Source organism: Agaribacterium haliotis (assembly GCF_002312815.1).
GTDB lineage: Bacteria > Pseudomonadota > Gammaproteobacteria > Pseudomonadales > Cellvibrionaceae > Agaribacterium > Agaribacterium haliotis.
In genome coordinates, this window is record NZ_NKQJ01000012.1 from 137,909 (window position 1) to 159,625 (window position 21,717).

Annotated in this window: 18 protein-coding genes; 4 read left to right on the forward strand and 14 right to left on the reverse strand. The window is 51.3% G+C overall.

Annotated features, from left to right (window positions below):
• Nucleotide 1: 1 nt before the first annotated feature.
• From CFK45_RS14675 to CFK45_RS14700, 6 genes are all read right to left on the reverse strand, one after another.
• The gene (locus CFK45_RS14675; protein WP_096087192.1) at nucleotides 2-1,171 is read right to left on the reverse strand and encodes an AI-2E family transporter; all 1,170 of its coding nucleotides are present in this window, start codon (nucleotides 1,169-1,171) and stop codon (nucleotides 2-4) included.
• Nucleotides 1,172-1,556: 385 nt separating this feature from the next.
• Nucleotides 1,557-2,222, reverse strand: a complete 666-nt coding sequence (locus tag CFK45_RS14680; protein WP_096087193.1) for an HAD family hydrolase — start codon at nucleotides 2,220-2,222, stop codon at nucleotides 1,557-1,559.
• Nucleotides 2,223-2,282: 60 nt separating this feature from the next.
• The gene (locus CFK45_RS14685; protein WP_096087194.1) at nucleotides 2,283-3,728 is read right to left on the reverse strand and encodes an HD domain-containing protein; all 1,446 of its coding nucleotides are present in this window, start codon (nucleotides 3,726-3,728) and stop codon (nucleotides 2,283-2,285) included.
• Nucleotides 3,729-3,792: 64 nt separating this feature from the next.
• Nucleotides 3,793-4,104: an MGMT family protein gene (locus CFK45_RS14690; RefSeq protein ID WP_096087195.1), complete on the reverse strand. Its 312-nt coding sequence runs from the start codon at nucleotides 4,102-4,104 to the stop codon at nucleotides 3,793-3,795.
• A 119-nt stretch (nucleotides 4,105-4,223) separates the two neighbouring features.
• A complete protein-coding gene (locus tag CFK45_RS14695) occupies nucleotides 4,224-4,649 on the reverse strand; it encodes a CBS domain-containing protein (RefSeq protein ID WP_096087196.1) in 426 nt (141 codons plus the stop codon).
• An 80-nt stretch (nucleotides 4,650-4,729) separates the two neighbouring features.
• Entirely contained in the window at nucleotides 4,730-6,541 is a 1,812-nt protein-coding gene (locus CFK45_RS14700; RefSeq protein ID WP_158224719.1) for a DUF342 domain-containing protein, read from the reverse strand.
• A gap of 255 nt (nucleotides 6,542-6,796) precedes the next feature.
• Between CFK45_RS14700 and zntR the strand changes: the two genes are divergently transcribed.
• The 4 genes from zntR to CFK45_RS14720 all read left to right on the forward strand — a co-directional run bounded on the left by zntR (nucleotide 6,797) and on the right by CFK45_RS14720 (nucleotide 9,671).
• Nucleotides 6,797-7,249: a Zn(2+)-responsive transcriptional regulator gene (zntR, locus tag CFK45_RS14705; RefSeq protein WP_096087198.1), complete on the forward strand. Its 453-nt coding sequence runs from the start codon at nucleotides 6,797-6,799 to the stop codon at nucleotides 7,247-7,249.
• Nucleotides 7,246-8,352, forward strand: coding sequence for an SO_0444 family Cu/Zn efflux transporter (locus CFK45_RS14710; protein WP_096087199.1), 1,107 nt, complete (start codon nucleotides 7,246-7,248; stop codon nucleotides 8,350-8,352). Before zntR ends, CFK45_RS14710 begins: the two co-directional genes overlap by 4 nt.
• Before the next feature lie 27 nt (nucleotides 8,353-8,379).
• Nucleotides 8,380-8,685 carry a TIGR01212 family radical SAM protein gene (locus tag CFK45_RS14715; protein WP_349677400.1) on the forward strand — a complete coding sequence of 102 codons (306 nt, stop codon included), beginning with the start codon at nucleotides 8,380-8,382 and terminating at the stop codon, nucleotides 8,683-8,685.
• Nucleotides 8,686-8,957: 272 nt separating this feature from the next.
• A complete protein-coding gene (locus CFK45_RS14720; RefSeq protein ID WP_158224720.1) occupies nucleotides 8,958-9,671 on the forward strand; it encodes a YbaY family lipoprotein in 714 nt (237 codons plus the stop codon).
• Between the two features lie 83 nt (nucleotides 9,672-9,754).
• Here CFK45_RS14720 and CFK45_RS14725 read toward each other — a convergent pair whose 3' ends face one another.
• The 8 genes from CFK45_RS14725 to CFK45_RS14760 all read right to left on the reverse strand — a co-directional run bounded on the left by CFK45_RS14725 (nucleotide 9,755) and on the right by CFK45_RS14760 (nucleotide 21,703).
• Nucleotides 9,755-12,151, reverse strand: a complete 2,397-nt coding sequence (locus tag CFK45_RS14725; RefSeq protein ID WP_143247608.1) for an agarase — start codon at nucleotides 12,149-12,151, stop codon at nucleotides 9,755-9,757.
• A 166-nt stretch (nucleotides 12,152-12,317) separates the two neighbouring features.
• The gene (locus tag CFK45_RS14730) at nucleotides 12,318-14,675 is read right to left on the reverse strand and encodes a hypothetical protein (protein WP_096087203.1); all 2,358 of its coding nucleotides are present in this window, start codon (nucleotides 14,673-14,675) and stop codon (nucleotides 12,318-12,320) included.
• A 208-nt stretch (nucleotides 14,676-14,883) separates the two neighbouring features.
• The gene (locus tag CFK45_RS14735) at nucleotides 14,884-15,489 is read right to left on the reverse strand and encodes a protein-methionine-sulfoxide reductase heme-binding subunit MsrQ (protein WP_239923701.1); all 606 of its coding nucleotides are present in this window, start codon (nucleotides 15,487-15,489) and stop codon (nucleotides 14,884-14,886) included.
• Nucleotides 15,490-15,500: 11 nt separating this feature from the next.
• Nucleotides 15,501-16,517, reverse strand: a complete 1,017-nt coding sequence (msrP, locus tag CFK45_RS14740; RefSeq protein WP_096087205.1) for a protein-methionine-sulfoxide reductase catalytic subunit MsrP — start codon at nucleotides 16,515-16,517, stop codon at nucleotides 15,501-15,503.
• A 152-nt stretch (nucleotides 16,518-16,669) separates the two neighbouring features.
• Nucleotides 16,670-17,275, reverse strand: coding sequence for a YbhB/YbcL family Raf kinase inhibitor-like protein (locus CFK45_RS14745; protein WP_096087215.1), 606 nt, complete (start codon nucleotides 17,273-17,275; stop codon nucleotides 16,670-16,672).
• 97 nt (nucleotides 17,276-17,372) lie between these two features.
• Nucleotides 17,373-18,218 (reverse strand): helix-turn-helix transcriptional regulator, encoded by an 846-nt coding sequence (locus tag CFK45_RS14750; RefSeq protein WP_239923703.1) that lies wholly within the window; start codon nucleotides 18,216-18,218, stop codon nucleotides 17,373-17,375.
• A gap of 51 nt (nucleotides 18,219-18,269) precedes the next feature.
• Nucleotides 18,270-19,148 (reverse strand): transglutaminase family protein, encoded by an 879-nt coding sequence (locus tag CFK45_RS14755; protein WP_096087206.1) that lies wholly within the window; start codon nucleotides 19,146-19,148, stop codon nucleotides 18,270-18,272.
• A gap of 2 nt (nucleotides 19,149-19,150) precedes the next feature.
• Nucleotides 19,151-21,703: a circularly permuted type 2 ATP-grasp protein gene (locus tag CFK45_RS14760; protein ID WP_239923705.1), complete on the reverse strand. Its 2,553-nt coding sequence runs from the start codon at nucleotides 21,701-21,703 to the stop codon at nucleotides 19,151-19,153.
• Between the last annotated feature and the right edge of the window lie 14 nt (nucleotides 21,704-21,717).

Sequence of the window (21,717 nt, forward strand, 5' to 3'; positions counted from 1 at the left end):
CTTAGGCCTCGGCCTCCATATCGTCGCTCTTTGCTTGTTTAGGGTTGTTTTGGGGCTCAGGGCTGTTTACTTGCTCAGGGCTGTTTATCGGCTCAGGGCTGTTTGTTTGCTCAAGGCTGTCCCGATGACCGTAAAGCCACGCAATAAATAGTTCATAACCAAGTGCTAAGACAACTGCGCCAACAAACAGGCCCATAATGCCCGACATCATCATGCCGCCAATTGCGCCGAGTAAAATCACCAGCATTGGCGTTCGCAGGCCCCGACCGAGCAACATCGGTTTGAGCACACCATCGGATGCACTGACAAGCAGGCTCCAAATTAAAAATATGGTCGCCGATGTGCTGTCGTAAGCCGAGAACGCATAGATCGCAACGGGGCCTAATACAATAATCGGCGGCAACTGCACGATGGCAACAATCAACACCAATATGGCCCAAATTCCAGCACCGGGCACACCTAATAGCAGCAAACCTATTGCCGCCAATACCGCCTGAATAAACGCAACACCAAGCACACCTTTGGCGACACTGGCAACTGTTTTGCCCGCTTGCACAGCAAAATCTTCACCGACCTTACCTGCAAGTTTTACCACCAATGCATCCGCGAAGCGGCGGCATGACTCAGCATTCGCAAGAAAAATACCTGCAATAATGATCGATAAAATAAACTGCAAGATGCCAAAACCTACACCGGCAACCGTTGAAAACGCGGCTTTGCCAAAACGCCCAATAGCGTCTTTATGCTTGGCAATGGTTTCGTCTAGGTTTCTAGAGGCGCTGTACCACAGCTCATATAAGTCTTTACCGACGACGGGCCACTGTTTGACACGCTCGGACGGTGGCGCAACCACCAGCTCACCGGCATCGAGCTTTTGCGCAAAGTCTGCAGCCGAGCTAGAGGCACTGACAGTAACCTGATAGGCAGGCACAATTAACAAGGCCAATAATATCAAGGTGAAAATAGGTGAGGCCAGTTTGGGCCGTTTGCCAAACAGTGCTTTAAAACGCGTATAGAGCGGAAATAAAGACACCGCGATAATCATGCCCCAGACCACAGGCTGAATAAACGGGCGGATAATGCTGAAACACCAATAAATCATAATGCCGAGTATCAGCAACTGAATAATGTGTTCAAAGATAGCTTTGCTTGATGGCTTTTGGTCGAGCATAGATCGTCCCTTTTACTCGTTGTTGGTCTACTGCTGTATCGTTCTTTCTTGTTATTTTATTTGTTGTTATGTTCCATCTAAACCGCGTTTACTTACTAACGTTACTTGCTAACGGCACTTACTAGTATTAGTTGCCAGCACTCAGACAGCGGCAACTAGCGCTGGTAGCGGAAACCTAAAGGTTGAGAAATCCTGACACACTAAAACGAATTCAGCGAAGAGCAGTGGCTAATAGATGAAGATGAAATAGTACCAAGCCTATTTGACGATTGCTATGTCAAAAAAGCAATGCCCAAGCCACAAACAGGCTGAGACAAACCACCTTGCGCTAATCGGCATTTCAGTAAGCAGCATAAGAAGAGAAAATACCTATTCAACACCTGCACTAAGGCATGGAGTTAACAGCGAGCTTGAGCTCGAACAGAAAATGATCCAGATCCGAGTAATCGTCGACGCGATAACGGTGCTCACACTTATTGCCCACCAACACAAAAGGCCAGCCCAGCTCGGCGCACGCGCGTTTATCCCAAAGGCCATCGCCGATATAAACAACGGTTTGAGCTTCCGTGACGCCGGCTCTGTTGTAGGCACATCGCATAATTTCAGTGCGCTTGAAGTGGTCGTTGCTGCTGGCTATAGGCACATCATTTACATTCAGGCCCGCAGACGCCAGTTTCAGCTTAGCGCTCTCAAGCCAGCCGCCCGTTGCCAAGGACAAGGTGCAATGCGGCATTGTGCCGAAGTAGTCAAGCATGCGCCTGGCACCTGTAATCGCCCGCGCAGGTTCGCGCTTAAGGCGCTGCCCGATCTTGGCAACAAAGCTTGTCTTAAGCTCCGCGATAAGAGCCTGCTGATTAGTGATGCCACATTCACTTAAATGCTGACGCAAAATACCTTCATCGCTGACATCGCGGTAATGATTTCTATCTTCAACTAATGGGCTAGCGACCAGTTCAGCAATTGCCGCTTCGTAGCATTCACTGTCAAAGGCACAGGACTCAGTTAAGGTTCCATCAATATCAAACATCAGATGCACTGGGCGCTGCAGCATCGTATCGTTATCCAGCTAAAGGTTTGTAGAAATAGCCGCTGCAACTCGGTATTACTGGCACTAATAATCGGCCAAATAAAAGTTAACTAGCAGTACCTCAGTAAATTTTTGTAGCATTGCAAGCGATTTGTTCAGCGGCTGCAATGGGGCCGCCTGGCCATTTACACTGCGACCTATGACTTTGATATCGCTGTAATCCCGATCGGGAATTTTTGAAAACTTAATACGTGTTTTCCGGTAGCGAATGCTATCACCATAACGACGTCGCAACAAAGTCAGCTGTGTTTCTACCTCTTCACCACTTGGGTTTTCAAGTTTGGCCAGCAGCGTGTATTTTTCGCGCGCTAAAAAACGTTTGACTGCAACAGTTTGGCCCTGCATCGCTGACCGGCGAAACAACTCGAGGAAAAACTGATCGGTAAACAAACAAAAACTGTTTTCACAGCTTAAATAAGCTCGAATTTGAGCAACCAGCTCGGGACTTTCACACTCCAGTAGCGCATCGGCCAACAAAAGCTTGGCGCCGACAACGGCTTTATGGCTCCACATATTTTGGTACAGCTGAAAACGCGAATACACAAAGTCTTCAAGTGCGACAACGCCTTTTTCCATCACCGTTAAACCCACCCACTTGGTATCGGGGTCAATGCCAACACGCAAGGTGCTGAGCAGGTGATCTAAGTTGTATAAGCCATATTTCGCACCGGAAAAATACGAGTCGCGCAGTAGGTAATCCATTTTATCGACATCCACTTCACCCGAAACCATCAGCGAAAAGAATTTGCGCAGAGCAGCACAGAGAAAGTCGTGATCCTGCGCTTGGCTTGCATCTTCGCGGCCGGCAATCACCTCATAAAGCAAAACACAGCTCTTTTGCCAACGCTCTGAGCTCGGATGACAACTGCCTTCCATTAGCGCAAGCACGTCGTCAACAAGCACCGGCAGTTCAGCCACTGCATTAGCATGCGTTAAAATTTTATAGGCAACGGCAAGCGAGTAGTCTTCGTGGGCAAAACTCTGGCCAGGCGTTTCGAACCGCGCAGCGGCGTATTTTTGCCAAAGTTTATCGCTGCCCCAGAACTCTTTTAGCAAGCGCTTATCGGCCAATACCGGCTGTGCAAAATGAATGCGTTCAAATTCGTGGGAAAACGGAAAGTGGCCGGTATCGTGCAAAAGCGCAGCTAAGCGAAAACAACAATTGACATAATAAATAGCATCAACATGCGCCTGACTGCCGTAAAAACTGTCTTTTGCCTGCGCCAGATATTGCTCGATTAAATTGCGATAAAAACGCCCGGCTAAATGCATTACCCCAAGAGAGTGGCTAAAGCGCGTGTGAGTAACACCCGGAAATACAAAGTGAGCCACATCATTTTGAACAATGTAGCGCAGGCGCTGAAACAGAGCGTGATCAATGCAGTGCACTTCGTGACTAAGACAGCCGATGCCTCCGTGCACTGGATCCATAATTTGTGAACAACTTGAACCAAAAAGCGTTTGCGCCATGCGTGAGCCAGCCTATCTCTTTGAGTAAAAAATCCCGAATGCATTTAACAAGTGTTAACCGGCCCTAAGACGGCAGAAAAAAGGTCTGAGGGATTTTACCGTTTTTGATATCCACCCCCTCTAACCGCAGGCGCTGTAGCTGTTTGTTGTATGAATCTGAACCCGGTGGAAACGACGAGCGGCGCTGCGCATTGACAACACGATGCCAAGGCAGATTGGTATCGTGCGGTAGCTTTTTAAGCTGCGTGCCAACGTAACGCGCATAACCTGGCAGCCCGGCTAGCTTTGCTAGCTGGCCGTAAGTGACCAACTTGCCTTCGGGTATAGCACTTAACGCAAGCCAGATACGATGTTGTTTGTCGTTGCTGTCACTCATAAGCTAGCGCGCACGTGCTTCCTTTAAATTCAAGCTGGCTCAGATAAATGGTGAACACGCCTTTTAGCCTGCAGAGGCGGCCTCAGAGCTTACTAGCCAGCAATAGAATCAAAACCCGGCTAAGCACTTACCGTTGTATCAACACCGTAGACATGAAACTGTAAAATATCTTTCCAGCTAACGATACCGCGTATATGTGACAGCTCGTCCACAACCGGTAAACAAGAGATATTGTTTTCTATTAATAGTATTGAGGCGCTGTCAATCAGGGTTTCTTCATCAACTGTAATCAAGTTTTTACTCATTATCTCGGCAACATTGCGGCTCAGCAGTTGCCGGTCGAGCTCGCGTTCTTGTTCTGTCTCTAAAAAAGGACTCAAGGCCCTGGCGACATCCCTATCGGAGATCACACCGAGTAGCTTGCCCTGCTGCTGAACCAGCAGGTGGCGAAAATTGACCAGCTCAAAGGTTGCACGAAGCTCGGCCAAATTGGCCTCTACCCCAACTGTCACCACCTTGGCAGTCATAATATCTGCAACAAACATCTACTTACCTCTTAATCTTACAAGCTAAGCCCGCATGCTTAAAGCCAAACCCGAATCGTTAAAACCGAATGCCTGAAAACCTAAGCCTGCCCCTTTAGCCCGGTTGTTAAGGCTTGAAACTGCAAACCCTGCTCCGACTTTTCAATACGCACTTTGCTAAGCTCCCGTTCAATTTCCTGACAGGCATCGTTAATACAAATCGAGACATTGGGATAAATGCGATGTTGCACATCGATATAGAGCTTATCGGCATCCGGCACCAGTGCCTGCAATGCGTGAATATGCGCATCGTAATCTTCAATGATTTTCTGGATAGCCAAAAATGTCTCTTCGATTTTTCGCGCCTTATCAACCGTTAGCTTACCAACTAAGGTCGGCGTGTCAGACTGGCGATATTTTTCCAGGATTTGCCCAAGCTGCTGGCTTTCAGCCACACGCCGCTCTCTTTTTAGCTTGGTTTTTTCCAGCTCTTTCTGTGCGGCCGACACAGTACCCAGCTCAATTTTTGTACTGATGTAGGCTTCACTGCCGAGTTTTTTTACGTAAATCGGGCCATTGCACTTGGTCACACCACCGATGATGGCACCGCGACCGCTTTTTTCCCCGAGGCTGATTTTGCTAAGCGCCAGCGTGTCACAACCGAGCAAATACTCTTTCACATGCAGCTCACCAACACAGTGAATTTTACTTTGATTGATAAACTTCGCTTCAATATTGCCCTTGGCGGAAAACGATGAACTGTGCTCGTTGTCACCGCTATCCCCCTGCACACCACCAGAAATAAAAATACTGCCACCGGCACTTAAATGAGATTTATTGACAAAACCTTTAACAAAAATATCGCCCGTTGCTTTAACTTCAAAACCACTTCTGACATTGCCGGTAACAATTACCGTGCCATCGTAGTCAATATTGCCACTGCTTAAATCAACGGATTTTAAGGTAAGTACCGGGTCGACCTTTGCCTGGCTCGGTGACACAACCGGGTGGCCTTTTATCTTCGCGATTAAGACATGCTTATTTTCGGGGTGATAATCAACGCCGTCACCTTTTTTAGGTAACTTAAGGTCTTTGCCTTTTTTAGGTTTTATCGCTTTGCCAAGCACATCTAAACCGGGCTCACCCTCGCTTGCTGGGATTTTTTCAGCAAGTACCTCACCCTCATCCACCACCGTGTAATCAAACACCTCGTGCATATCGATCGCTTCGAGTGAGTCGACATCCCGATCAACTGTTTTTTTACTGTTCACGTTGATTTTAATCAACGCATCATCGCCATCAACGGCCGGCTTTGCTTCAGCAACAATCACATCAATTGCGATCTTACAGTTGCGCAATTTAGCCAGCGCCGAGGGGATAGTGCAGCGCTCGTCAAGGCGGGCTTTGTCTACCGCGAGCGCTATCGCCTCGTCACTAATTGCCATACCGCCCCACGCCTGAGTTGTCTGTGCGCGCGCAGATTTTCTATCGTTACTGACGGTAATTTTAAGCCCGGCGTGTTTGCGTTCAGCCAGCTGATAACGACCGGGGAAGTTCTGCTTAACTTTGCGCACAAATGAATCGAGGCTATTGCGCGGATAAAACAGCTCACCCCAGCCGAGCTGTTCAAGTTCCATCTGCAGTTTTGGCAAGGTCACCCGGTTGATATTGCGCTCAACCTCAGTGAACTGATAGGGGCTGCCCTCTTCATTGCACTGCTCTAGTGTCGGTTTTTCTTCGGCATGCCCCCAGAGCAGGCCTTTGTCTTCATCAAACTCAAAACGATAGGGAATGAACTGCGGTCGCTCGGGCGGGTCGCGGCGCGCTGGTGGAGCTTCATGCCGGTTGTTTTCAACACCGGGCGAAGCTTGCTTGGAAGACCTGGAGGAAGGCGAATCAGAGGCGCTGCTCATAAACAAGCCGGCTGTCATATAGTACTTCTAATATAGATCAACTTAAGCTCGATATCGCCAACTTGGCCCAATTATCGCAGCGCAAGCTTAAGCTGAGACGCAAGCTAACGATAGCTACGAATATGCCCACAAAAAACGAAGCAAATGCAAACAGCAGCTAAACAGCAAGCAAACCTAAGCGCTGCTGCCAATTATGCAAAAGAAAGCCATTCAAGGCTTGACCCTGGACCATAGTCAAAGGTTTATACTAAGCCCATGACAGACTCAGATAACACAGCGAAACAGCAGTTCAAAATAGGTGAACTGGCCAAGCGAGCGGGCATCAGCCAGGACACCCTGCGCTTTTATGAAAAAAACGCACTTATTTGTGCCAGCGCGCGCAGCGCCTCGGGTTACAGGCTCTATTCCAATGACGACTTCGCGCGCTTAAATTTTATTCTTAAAGCCAAACAAGTCGGTTTTAGCCTAACTGAGATCCGCGAATTGCTGGCGCTGAAAATCGACAAAGATAAAAGTTCGTGCCAAGAGGTGAAAGACCTCGTCGATGAAAAGCTGGCCAACGTCGATGCGCGCATAAGCGAACTTCACCGAATCCGTGCAAGCCTGGCTCTGCTTAGCCAAAACTGCGCCGGCGGGCCGAGTAGCGCAAGCCACTGCAGCATACTCGAAGCCCTTGCGGCAAACGAACAAACAGGAGCACCGCAATGAATCTAATTGCCAACTTCGCCGATATTTTTGTTGAATCTGCGCCGTGGTTATTACTCGGTTTATTGGTAGCCGGCCTGATGAAAGCATTTGTGCCCCAGCAGTTACTCGCCCGCCATCTAGGCAAACCGGGTTTTACTTCAACACTTAAAGCTGCGCTGTTTGGCGCACCGCTGCCGCTTTGTTCCTGCGGCGTTATTCCTGCTGCTCTGGGGCTTAGGCGAAGCGGCGCCTCCAAGGCCTCAACCACCTCATTTTTAATTTCCACCCCAGAAACCGGGGTGGACTCCATTTCAATATCCTACGCCCTGCTCGGGCCATTTATGGCCATCATCCGCCCGATTGCTGCGATATGCAGCGCTATCTGCGCCGGCCTTCTGGTCGGCAAGGACGACGATAAAACGCCCACGAGCGCAACAGAACAGGCGGATAAACAAGCAAGCTGCTGTGCTAAAACAACTGAAACAACTGAAACAACTGAAACCAAAGCCAATGAAACAAGTACGTGCTGCAGCAAAGAAAAAGCAAACACAAGCACGAGTGTTATAGAAAAGATCAAACAGGGCCTGCGTTTTTGTTTTATCGACCTGGTTAAAGATATCAGCCCATGGTTGTTAATTGGCCTTGCCTTTGCGGCGATCGTGCGCACTTATGTGCCAACCGAATTTTTGAGCCAATGGGGCGACGGCCTGCTTGCTTTTATTGTTATGGCAGCCATCGGTGTGCCGATGTATATCTGCGCCACCGCGTCTACGCCAATTGCCGCCGGTTTTTTATTTAGTGGCGTCTCCCCCGGTGCCGTGCTGGTGTTTATGCTGGTTGGCCCAGCCACCAATATCGCCACGGTTGGCCTGGTCCGGCGCGAACTCGGCAAACGCGCGCTGGCGGCCTACCTGGGCAGCGTAATCGGCGTCGGTTTTGTTTTTGGTGCACTGACTAATTATCTTGCCGCACAGTATGATCTTAACTTTCTCGCCCAGGCTCAGCACGCTCATGCCATGCTGCCTAGCACCCTGAGCTACGCCGCCGCTATTGTGCTTGCCGCATTTATGACAAGGGGCTTGGTGAGTCAATTTAACGCAAGGCCGGCTCCCACAAATAATTAAAAACTGTTAGGGCACTTTGATACGTCACTGACTACACACAGCTTTCAGTTAAGGTGCGGCGTCGATGGCAGCGCTATGGCCCGTACCTGGCGAAACGGGCGGCTAAGTTGTCTAAGCGTAAATGACTACGCGACAATGGCCGCCGAACTTATCCGAAAAAGCCCTGGCGATATTGTTATGCACCGCATCAGCGCCTACGCACGGCGCCCCACCTTGCTTGCACCCGAGTGGATAGCCAACAAATGGCTGGCGCCAAATTTAGTTCTCGAGAAGCTAAAGCAGCGCGGAGCACAAGGTTCACTGACAGAAAAGCCGTTTAAGGCTGCGCTCTAGAATGATTCACGCGACCAGAGCACAACTCGGCCGAAGCTTAAATATACAAACGACAAAAAACACCTGCTGAATTTACCTGCAAGGCTTTTCAAATACGTATTCAAGCTTCATGCTAGCGTATGAATCTCTGTAATCCACATTCTTGCATTAACCAATAGAACCAAGGACGAACTATGTTCAAAGCCCTGATTATGCGCACTGCGCTGATAATTTCTGTATCCGCTACGCTTCTTCTAAGCCTTTCGGCCTGTGAGGGTAATGGGGACAAAAATATGAAAAGCATCCCTGTCGAAGTTTTTTATCGCGAGCGCATGGCCTTGCCACCGAGTGCAACCCTAACCGTTAGCCTCGAAGATGTATCCAAGCAAGACGTTGCTGCCACGGTGATTGAAGAGCAACAAATTACGCTCGATAAAGCACCGCCATATCAAATCAAGTTAAGTTACACAACCTCTGAGATAAACAGCAAACACCGCTACGCGCTGCGCGCACGTATCAATAACGACGGCAAATTAATGTTTACCAATACCGAACATATTGACCCGTTTGCAAAAGCTGAAGGCGAAACTGTGCAGGTATTAGTGCGCCGTGTGCCGAGCTTGCCTGCGAGCGAAAAAATTAATCAAAGTGAGGTTAAAGCTGTGTTGATAGAAGGCCACTGGGAGCTAAGTTCACTCGGCGGGCTGAAAAACCCTAAAGGTGCCAGTGGCGAGGCCCTGAGTTTAAAACTCAGTGAGGGGCAGGCCAACGGTTATGGCGGTTGCAACCGTTTTATGGGCGGCTATAGCCTCGAGGGCAGTAAAATCACACTCGGCCCACTCGCCTCGACCAAGATGCTCTGCCAGGGCGACGGCCAGAAAAATGAAGATCTTTACCTGCCCGCCCTCTCTCAAGTTAGCAGCTATCAAGCAGCGGCTGAATCACTGGTATTTTTTGATAAAAGTGGCAATGCGCTGATGAGCTTTACCCGCGTAAATAAGCCCTAATAACTTAAGTGCCGATAGGCAGTGGCAGTAACGGTATGCGCTTAAGACAATACAGCGCATGCCGTTACTTTTTAGTAATAGGCCTATTTTTGATCTAATCGGCGCTGATACATCGTTGAAGTAAAGTCTTGCACCTCTTTGATTAAGTCCGGGTAGGGAATATCCGCAACGGTAACAAAACCGATATTGGCATTTTCACCGTCGAGGGCACGGCCGGAAACAGGCTCATCAACGTACTGGAACCAGTGCGCACCAACCATATAATCTTTTGCCAAAACACTGTCCATATAATCGCGGTACTTTCTGGCCCTGTCTTTTTGATCCGAGGCGTGCACAATGCCGGGGTTAAACAGGCCCGAATCCGTTGCCGTACCAATATGGAACTCACCAATCACAACCGGTAAATCAACCTCTTCGAGGAAGGACCAAGAGCTTTGCTGCACACCGTCTTCGTAAATATTAAAGCTCAACGCATCGGAGTATTTAATAGAGGCTTTGATCACTTCATCGGGCATGCCCCAGTTCGCCATGCGCGCGCCCATATATAGATGATTCGGCAGGTAGCGCTTTAATGTGCCTTTGACCACTTTAAAGTACTGCTCACCAAGCTGTTCAAGCAGCATCGACAGGTCGGCCACTAGCGCGTCACTGTGCTGAGTAAAATTTAAGCCTTTTTCAAACTGCTGCCACGAGGCAAGCTCGGTATTCCATGCCTGGTTTAACTTTTCGATGCTGCCGTATTGCTGTTTAATGATGTTACTAAACGCAGTTTTAGCAGGGCTGTCGGCCGCATCTTTTGACAGCGCGTCAAGAATTACGCCGTAGCGCTCCTCGACACTGCCCTCTCGTTCACCCCAGCTTTTTTCGTTATCGACAAAAATACCAACACACCACGGCGACGCTTTGACCTCATCGGCAATGGCTTTAATCGTTGCCTCGGCGCGCTCAGCAAATACCGGGTCGTAAGAATCGGGCATTAAACCCCAGTGATTTTTATGGCCAGAAAGTGTTTTGAAATTGCCGATAATCCAACCATTTGCAAAATATGGCACCTGTTCCATATCGTAAAAAGCCGGGTCAACCCAGTTGCCAAACGAGGTAAAACCCCAGTGCTTCATGCGCAAAGCCGTCACTTCATGCCATTTTTTAATAAACGACAGCGGCGCCTGCTCGCCGTAGCGGCGCTCTAAGTTGGCGCGGTAAAAACTGTAGGTTTCACCGTGGGCGACCGGGCCTTTTAAGGTCGAACGGCGATAACTGTAGTGCTTGGCCAGGCTCTCGTCGTAAGCTGGCAGCCAGGCAAACATATTTTTGCGAAGCTCGGAGGCCACATAGCGGGTACTGCGCGCTTCGTCGCTGACTTTAACAATGCCCATCGAATCTTCCGGCGTCAGCTCATCGTCGCTGCGCGCGCGAACGCGCTCGTCTTTAAAGTCGATACCAGTAATGGTTGTCAGGTTGGCCATGCGCACGTTTGCCGGGCCGTGGGAGAAAAACACGTAGCCGTCTGGGTCAACCATCCACCACTTGCCATCTACTTTTTCTGTGCGGAAAAATCCCGTTGCTTCGAGTTTGGGGCCGGCGCTGTAGCCGCCAAAGCGCGAGCGATTGGGCATGCCTTTAGAGCTTTCCAGCTCTTTCAATTCTTGTTCGGCACGCTGTTTTAGTTCGGCATCACTGTGCACATAGAGCGGGCTATCCATGCGGTTGTACTGGCCGTATTGATCGATAATGCCGAGCATCCAGTCCTCGCGCATTTTAGGGTTGGCCCGCAAACGCACATTATCTATTTGCACTTGCTGCTCTTGTAATAAACCCAGAGCAAAAAAGTTGATGCGACTTAATTGCGTTGAAGGCGCCCAGTCTTTGCGCCACGAACGCCAGATCATCAACTGATCTTCGCTGTGCCACACAGGCTCTTCGCCCCACAGGCCGGTTTCAGTTTCAGCGGCAACACCGGCAACAGGGAAATAAATAGTGCCTTTATACGAGGCCGGCAGCGCAATCGAGCGACTCATATAGGCGCCACTGCCGTTTTCTATTGATACATAGAACTGCGTCGAAACCGGGCTTAGGTTTTGCACATCCAGGGCTAGATTAAACTCCTCCAAGCCTGCTAACGGCCACGGTTTAGAGGGTGTCGCCGAGACTTTGGAAATACCGTGTTGATCGGAAAAGCTAAGTACAAGCGCGGCATTGCCATCGTCGCTTTTTTGAAGCGTGTGGCTGGCACCGCTGTCTTCTAACCAAGCGATCTGATCCGGGCTTTCAAAATCGAGCATGGTCAACAGCGCCCGCTCTTGGGCAAAGGCATCGGCGCTCGTTTTTGCCGGTTGATCACTGCTAACTAACGGCGAGCTTTGAGTCGATTGAGCAGCGTCTTTAGCGCTATCGGTATCGGTGGCATGGGGCTTACACGCTGCCAAACAGCACACAGAGGCAAGCGCTACAACGTGGGACCAAGGGCGAAGCATTATCATAGTTTTCCCTAGCTATCTTTATTTTGAGCACCGAGTATACCGAAACACTAAAAAAGAACTAGGGCGCCAAGCTCAACGAACGATCAATATCTCCAACAACTAAAACAAACAAAAAAGCCCGGGCGACAATTCAGCTCGGGCTTTTAGCTAGGGACTGGCGCCGCGTTTAGGGCTGAGCGCTTAGCTCTTCAAACCCTCCGCTCCACAAATCACCGAAGGCTGCATCAATTGCCGGCCCCGGGCTCGCTTGCTGCCACAAGTCGTTTTGGAAAAAAGCCCTGAACTCCATCAAACCCGTACTGCTATCTTGCGCCACCACTTCAAATATTTCGCTCGCATTAAGGGTATAGGACGTACCGCTATCACCTTGCATCTGCACATCGTTGTAACTCAAGCTCAAGCGCCCTTCAGCCACCGACCAGGTAAACGGCGCACCGCTGTCGCCGCTGCCATCGGCATTAAAGCTGTAGGTATCGTTGCCAACAAGGAAACTGCTATCTTGCAAATCTGCGGCAACAAAACCCGCACCCTCATAACCCGTATTTTGACGACACAGCTCAACAACTTTTTCGAAGGTCACCATTGTCGCCTCAGAGGCCGGGCCACCAAAACCATCGTAGGCTGTATCGTCCCACTCGCTGGCAAACGAACAAGCATTGGCCTCGTTAACATAGAGCGCCGAAATATGCACAAAGTCGAGTGCGGCCAGCAGTTCATTATTGGCCAGTTCGTTATAGACAGTAATACCACTTTCTTCGGCACCGGCCGCTTCAAAACTACCCTGGCGCACAAAACTGTCGTGCACGGCAAAGATAGCGATGCGCTCGTCTTCATCCATATCACCGGCTTCAAGCACTGCATCTGGCAGCTCTAGCACGATCATGCTTTCCCCATCGGGCAGACCGGCCGGGCTGGTTTGCTGCCAGTTAGCCGCCGCGATAAATTCGTACTCAGATGTACCGGCGCTGCTTTGCCAGATGTAATGATAAACGTTTACGTCGCGGGCACTGTTGTCAACCAGTTCGGCCAGGATTATGCCCTGCTCTGTCCAGGCCAGCTGCACACCCTTAATCTGTGGCGCACTGACCGTGGCATCGGCGGCGCTTTCACTTAACAGAGCATCGAGCGTTGCCGGCGCCGCTTCATCCTGACCGGAGTTGTTGACGATGGCGGTAATACAGTTGCCCCCAAGTGCCGCAGCGCTCTGTTCAGACCACGGACATGTACCGTTGTCGTCGCCCGGTTCGTACCACAGGTGGTAAACATCGGTGATTGTCGCCGCGGTAATACGGTAGGCGCGCGCGCCATCACCAAAGTTAGCGCCGGCATCAATCAGCGGGCTCAACAGCGCTATGTCGGCATTAGTTGCGGCAAAGTCGGCAATAGAGCGGCCGTTAAGATCTATGCTCTGCTCGCTGATCACTGTTTCTTGAATACTGGCAACCGCGCCGTCAGCAACCGTGATGGTGCCGTCGTCAGCGACATTGGAAATCACAACGGAATCAGATGAAAAGACCCAACCATCGGCACTTAACACTAAATCGTCGTCAGCGACATCGGCAACAAACATCTGCCACTGGCCGCCGTCGACATCGTACTCGTAGAGCACTTCAGCGCTGGTAGATACCACGCCGCGCTCAATAAAGAAGCCATCTTCGCCCTCATCTTCGGCTTCCCACCAGTACAGAGCACCGCCGCCATTGATATTGTCGGCAAGTGTGTCGCTGACCGATGACTGAATATTTTCAATTTCCTGCTCTATCACCTCGGCGGTGACCGCTTCAACTTCCGCGTAAAAACTCTCGACCGAAGTAAAGTCTTCCGGCGCAATCGCTCCCGAGTCGACTAGGTCGTCAAAGGTTTCTTCAACAGCGATAATCAATTGTTCGACCGCCGCAAGCTCGGTGCTGTCGTCGACGTCGATGTCGAGCTCATCAAAACCCACGCCGGCACCGCCGCCCTCTTCGGCCAGCGATTCAATAAAACTCTGAAAGGCCACCGTCGATGCGATGTCGATGTCGATATCCTCATCCAAAGTGGGCGCTTGCAGGGTATCACTTGGCAAAGGCGAACCGACCGTGACCTGAGGCGAGCCGTTCACATCCACCGCAATCACGCAGTCGAGCCGTGGATCGCCCGGAACCTGAATGGCCCAGGTACCGTCTTCATTTTGGAAAATATTTTCAGCGGCAATCTCAACCAGCTCTACAACATTGCCGGCGGTATCGACAATGGTGACCACAAAGTTATCGGCATCTAGGTCGTCATTGCCAATCGCATACGCCGAGGGCAGAAAAAACTGGCCGAGCTTGTCAAATATACTCGCCGTCTGCGCACCGGCAAGTGAATCCGGCGCCTCAACCGAAATAGTAAAGGTGGTACTGCCCACCGGCTCTGAGCTCGGCGACGGCTCCGGGCTTGATCCGAGCAGGCCGTCGCTGCCACCGTTGCCGTTATCACAGGCCGTTAATACGGCCATCGAAGAAAGAAAAACACTGTTTAAGGCGAGCTTTTTAAAGGTCATAAATCTGTACTTCCAATTGTCTGATGACTGAGAGATATCAGGGGGCTGCGGGCTCCGCCGCGAAAGTACAGTTCAGTGTAGGTCAAAACTCACCCCGCTCCAGCGGATATAAGCAAAGATAATTTAGACGCCAAAAGACAAATAAGAAAGGAATTAAAACGCTTAAATAAAGCGCTTAACGTTGATAGCTTTCAGCTCAAAAGCTGCCTTAAGCTCGGGACCACAAAACGCTCAAACTCTTAAGCCACGATTTGATACTGCGCCGGCGCAGCGCCAACAGCACAACAGCGGCCACAAAATACAGCAGCGGCTCAACAACATCGCTTTTTACCGACAGGTAAAAATGCAAACAGGCCAGTAATACCAGGATATAAATCGAGCCGTGCAATGCGCGCCAGCGAAGGCCCATTTTACGCTGCAATAACGGCACAGAGGTCAGTGCAAGCAAGCTCAGTATCAACCAAACAAACAGGCCAATTAGCGCATAACTACGCGTTAACAGCTCCGAGGCAATCAAGGGCCAATCAAAACCGAGCTCTAAATACAGCCAGGCAAAAAAGTGCAGGCTGGCCCAGGCAAAACACCACAAGCCTAAGGGCCGGCGCAATTTTATTAGCGGCGAATACGCGCTTAAAGCACGCAGCGGGGAAACCAACAAGGTCAACAGCAGCAAACGCAAGGCACCGAGACCTAAAAAATGTATTAACTCTTTAACCGGGTCGCCGCCGAGCTCGCCGGCGGGAATAGCGTAAACAAGCCACACCAGGGGCAAAAATGCAGCCAAGTGCAGCAGCATCTTAAGCACCGTGATCACAAAAAAAACCGTTAATAAAACTTATGTAAATCCATGCCGCGATACAGCGACGCAACCTCATCGGCGTAGCCGTTAAACATCAGCGTTTTTTGCCGCACAACTTTTAATGCCGAGCCGGGGCCAATAAAACGCTCACTCGCCTGCGACCAGCGCGGGTGATCGTGCTCGGGGTTAACATTGGCGTAAAAGCCGTATTCGTTCGGTGCTAATAAATTCCAGGTTGTCGCCGGCATTTTTTCAAGCAAGCGGATTTTAACGATGGATTTAATACCTTTAAAACCGTACTTCCACGGCACCACTAAACGCAGCGGCGCGCCGTTTTGCGGCGGTAGTGTTTTTCCATACATGCCGACGGCGAGTATGCTCAAAGGGTGCATGGCTTCATCGATGCGCAGCCCCTCAACATAGGGGTAATCGATACCGCCGCCAACCAAGCGAGATTTCTGCCCGGGCATTTGCTCGGGGTCATAGAGCGTTTCAAAAGCTACAAATTTTGCGTTGCTTGTCGGCTCAAACTGCTTTAAAAACTTCCCCAACTCAAAACCGAGCCACGGTATCACCATCGACCACGCCTCAACGCAGCGCATGCGATAAATACGCTCTTCGAGTTTCTGCTGATTCATCCACTGCCAGACATCCACCTTGCCAGGTTTGTTGACCTCACCTTCCACTGTCAAAGTCCAGGGCTCGAGTTTTAATGAGTGTGCGTTTTCAGCCGGCGCCGTTTTAGACGTGCCAAACTCGTAAAAATTATTGTAGCTGCTGGCTTTTTGGTAAGGCGTCAGCGAAAGCTTGGCCGCATTATTATCGACTTGATAGCTTAAGGGTTTGCGTTGATCGCGGTTTCGATCGTTTTGGTTGTCACTGTCACCGGCCCAAAAATCCAACAAACCCGCCTGAGCCGGAGCCGCAACACTGGCGCTGCCAAGGCCCAGTGCTTTAATTAAACTGCGGCGATTTACATACAGCGATTCCGGAGTAACGTCGCCTTCGCGCAACTTGCCGCCAGATAAACAAGCTTTAGACATCAATAACCTCAACTACAGTAGCCGCGTAGCGGCCGGATCATGCTTTAAAACTTTTAAAGCGTTCGTTAAAACATTCTTTAAAGCTTTGTCGCGGCCGCAGGCCCGGTCTTACACTTGTGCTCGGTGTACACAAACAGACGCCGCGCTGAGGCTTAATCAATCTGATAATAAGCCTCTATGCTCGCCTCGTCGATGGCGTGAGCTTTAACCATATAACCAACCAGAGCTGCCGATGCCTGTTCGGGCAACTGCAGCGGCGTCGACAGAGCATAGAGCGTAAATTGATAGCGGTGTTTGCCGTGCCCTTTGGGCGGGCAGGCGCCGCCAAAGGCGTTGGCACCGTAGTCGTTTCGCATTTGCACACTGTTATCGGGCAGTAATTTTGAGCCCTCCTGCCCGGCGCCGCGGGGCAAGTGGCGAACATCCGCCGGGATATTGACCAGCTGCCAGTGCCACCAGCCGCTGCCGGTGGGTGCATCCGGGTCGTAGGCCAACAGCGCAAAGGCCTTGGTGTCCGCGGGCACCTCCGACCAGCTAAGCTCGGGCGAGAGATTGTCGCCATCGCAGCCAAAACCCTGGTACTCGTGGGCTTTGTCCATAAACTCGCCATTTTTAATATCTTCGCTGCTAAGCTCCAGCGCATTTAACGGTGCACACAAAGCAAGGCCAAGGCCGAGCGTCAACACACGTAAGCGCGCCCTTGTTAGGCTTGCGCTTAAATAAAAATTGAGTTTTTGGCTTTTTAATATTTGGTACATAGCGCCCTCCATAGGCTCTTGTTTTCGGTGCAACAATGATAAAGCCTGAAAGCGCCGCGCTTTACTACAAAAACACTCAATTTTTCGCTCAAAGCGATCACGCTGAACGTGTTTTACGCAGCTCGCTGGGCGTCAAACCAAAACGCTGTTTAAATTTATCGGTAAAGCGCGACGGGCTTTGATACGCACATTGCTCGGCCACCGCCGCAACACTTAAATCACTGCTTTGCAATAGGTGCAGTGCCCGCCCCAGGCGCGCAGCGTCTTTGAGCTGCTGAATACCGGTACCCTCGGCCTTTAATCTGCGCCGCAAGCTCGCTTCGCTCATCGCCAGTTTGCGGGCAAAAACCTGCGCGGTGTCATCCGAGCTTAAATCCGCTTCGATAAGGGCGTAAAGGCGCTGACTCAAGCGCGCTTCGCCGGCGAGCTCAGAAAGCCCTTTGTGCCCTTCAAGAAGCAATAGCTTTAACAGCTCCTGACGCCTGGCAGACCACAGCGTTTCGGGCGCTATTGCCGACCAGTGAACAAACTGCTCAAGCGCCAGCGACATTAGATCACTGAGCGGCCCTGTGACCGGCAAGGTTTTATCACTGCTGTTTTTAAGCTTTTTAGGTTCAATATCGCTTGGACTTAAACACGCGAAGTCATCGACATCAAATTCAATTAATAACGCGCAGTATTCGATATCGCCCGGGATATTGCGCATATTGATGCCCGCTTGAGTTGCCAAAAAAACAAAATGACCAGCCCGGCAAACGCGCTCACCATCATTGCCCAAGTGCTTATTGCCGGTGGCGACACAAACTAATAGCGGTTTGTGAATAGGCACATTTAAAAGGTGTTGCTCGCGTTTAGAGCTGTATATCGAAAACGGCAGCGGCCGCCCGGCATTGATCAAAGTGCGGGCGCGCTGCATAAAAATGGGCGATAAAAAATTTGCCATAAGCTTACTTAAGCGCAATAGAACACGTGACTTAAAACCATTACAGACAGGCTATAGACGGGCAACATCCACCGAAACACTGAGCGCAGGGTTGTCTCCGCCGCCATAAATCACCCCCCTTAGTGGCGTGACATCAAAGTAGTCGCGGCCCCAGGCGGTAATAATATGCTGCTCGCCGGCTAAGCTGTCATTGGTCGGATCAAATTCAACCCAGCCCTCGCCGGGCGAATACACCGACAGCCAGGCGTGGCTCGCGTCACTGCCTACCAGTTTTTCCTGCCCCGGCGGCGGCAGCGTTTCAATATAACCGCTGATGTATTTTGCCGGAAACCCAAGTGCGCGCAGACACGCAATTTGCAGATGGGCAAAATCCTGGCAGACACCTTTTTTATTTTTTAACACCTCTTCAAGCGGTGTGGCGATGGTGGTGGCTTCCGGGCAATAGCTAAAATCATTAAATATGCGCTTGGTTAAATCGCGCACACAAACCAGCAGCGGTTTATCGTCGGCAAAACTCGGCTCAGCGTATTTTTTTAATTCGGCCACGGTTTTAACCATCGGCGAATCTAATAAAAACTCGCGCGCTAACAAACACTCGTGATCGCGGCTTTGCTCTAACTTGCGGCGCACCTCTGAGCAGCTCCAACCAAAATCCAGGTTGTCGGCAAAAGGCTGAGCAGAAGTTTCCACTTGCGCGCTTGAACAAATACTTAGTTTTTGATGTGGCCGCTGCACTTCAAAGTGGTAAGCCTGATTACCAAAATAATCTTCGCGCCGGTGTTCGTGCGCGGGCTCTGGCGACACACTAATTTGGGTAGATAAACAGCGCTGCCTTAAGGTATTGCGCGGCACCATGTGCGCTAAGTTGTAACAGTGACTAACCCGGTCGGCGTACTGATACTCGGTCACATGTTGAATACGATATTTCACCGTTAAAACTCCCAATTACTGCGCACAAGCTGACGCGAACTCTCGCGGTGATCAAAGTGTTTGTCACTGATTTGCGTACTGATCAATGCCAGCAGTTCGCCAACCTGGGCCAGTTTATCGCTGAGTTTTTTACGCTCGCCACCGTCGCGCTGGCTGAGCTCAGTGAGCACACTGAGCTTAAGGCTGCTCTGCGCTTCAAGTATCGCCCGCTGTTCAGGCTGCAACTCGTGCCGCGGCTCTTGGTTTGTGGGCAGGCGCTTAAGGTGTTCGTCTATGGCCTCTATCTGAAACAACAGCGAACGCGGATTGCTGGTATCCAGTAAGACCAGATCGAGACTGCTCTGCACGGCCAGGCGGGCGCGATAGCGACGCCGATAAGAAATCAGGGTTTCCATCGACAACAGCATCGCCTCAATTAAAATGTTCTGCTCGGCCGGCGCAAGTTCGGGGCTTAAAAACTCACTAATTATGGTCGCCGTTTGCATGCCGCGCTCAAGCCGGCGCCCCAGCTGTAAAAAATGCCAACCGATATTGCGCACCATGCTCTCTTGCACCAAACCCGAAAGCGCCATCAGCGCGGTTACCAAGGGGTCGAGCGCCTCTTCCGGTGCCGAGTTCAAACCAGGTTTAAAACTCGCATCCAGCTCACCTAAGGCATCGCGAATGTCGTTAATGACCCGAAGCGTATCGGACGACAACAGCTCTTTGCTCTCATCCGAACAGAACAACATCGCATTTAAATTCGAGCGCACGCTGCCAACAAGATTTGCATCGGTAATCACACCGAGCAGGCGCGCTTCGGGGTCGGCCAACTCCTCGTCGCTCGCCTCGAGAAAACCCGGCTGGGTCGAGCTGATCTTGGTCACCGCGCCGAGCAAAATACGGCGCACGGTATCGGGCAAGTCTTCTTCGCCATTTAACAATACAAATACCGTGCGCAAGATGCGCAGTGACGCTTCGGCGCGCTCGGCGTAGCGCCCCATCCAGAATAAATTCTCAACCACACGCGAAGGCAGGCTGTTTAATTCACTTTGATTTGCTTGCGGCTCGGGCTGCTCATCATCGCGCAAATTAAGCTGGGGTTCGGATGCAATGACCCAGGTATCTTTGCTGAGCGAACCGGCCTGATTGCTAATATGAAACGAGCTCTCGTCAACCCCAACACGCGTCAAAGCGCCGGGCATCAGCGCGTAGGAATTATCACAGGCCACGGCAAAGCTGCGCACAATCACCGGCCGCGGCTGCAACGCGCGGCCGTCAAAGCTCGGCATTGGCGCCGCCTCGATTAAAGGCTGAGCGACATAATCAAGCGGCGCTGCCGCGAGGCGCTGCTTGAGCGCAAGGCGCTGCTGCTCGCTTAATTCACGCGCGCACACACTGCGCTCGCCGGGCCGGCGAAATACCGGCTTGATAACCAGCTCGTCAAGGTGGGCATCGATGTAGGCGCGATCTTCGGCGTCGGCGTACCAGTAGTTTTGCACCGAGCCCAGGCGCAAGTCACGACCGAGCAGAGCTTTGGCAATAGCGGGCAAGAACTTCAGCAACACCGGGCTTTCAAGGATGCCCGAACCAAGTGGGTTGGCGATGGCCACACGCCCGGCGCGCACCACTTCGAGCAGGTTTGCAACACCGAGCTGGCTGTCGCTGCGCAGTTCAACCGGGTCACAGTACCAGTCGTCAACGCGGCGCAAAATCACATCAACACGGCTCAAACCGGCCAGTGACTTCATCCACACAAAACCGTTGCGCACAACTAAGTCGCCACTTTGCACCAAATCCAGCCCCAGGTAGTTGGCCAGATACGCGTGCTCAAAATAGGTTTCATTGTGGGCGCCGGGCGTCAGCACCACTACGCGGGCTTGGTCATCACTCGGCGACAGGCTGTTTAGTTTGACTCGCAGGCGCTGAAAAAACGGAGCGAGCCTGTGCACACGGCTGTTGCGAAACAGGCTCGGCAACACCCGCGACATCACCGTGCGATTTTCCAGCGCGTAACCCAAACCACTGGGGCACTGGCTGCGATCGGTCAGCACCCTAAGCTGGCCCGAGCTATCGCGCATCATATCCACCGCGTGCAACACTAAATTGTGTTCACCCGGTAAATCCAAACCCTGACAGGCGCGCAAAAAACCCCGGTGAGCAAACAGCACTTCCGGCGGCAAGACGCCACTGCGCAGCAACTTGCGCTCACCGTAAATATCTTTGAGCAGCAGATTAAATAATTCCGCGCGCTCAAGTAGCCCCGCTTCGGTGCTGGCCCACTCTTCGGAGCTGATCAGCGCCGGCACCAAATCGAGCCCCCAGGTGCGAGAACCGGCATCGCCCTGATCGTAAATATTGTAGGTGGCGCCATCGTCGCGCAGAATGCGCAAGGCTTTTTTCTGGCGGTCGGCAAACGCATCAAAGCCCATGCCTTTTAATGAACTAAGCAGCTGCGCCCAGTGTGCTTTGACATTGCCAGCTTCATCAAAAACTTCATCGCAGGCGCCGGGGCGAGAAGCGACGTAATTCATTACCTCGAGCGGGGCGGTATCGGTGGGCTTGGCACTTATCACGGCGAGGGCCTTAA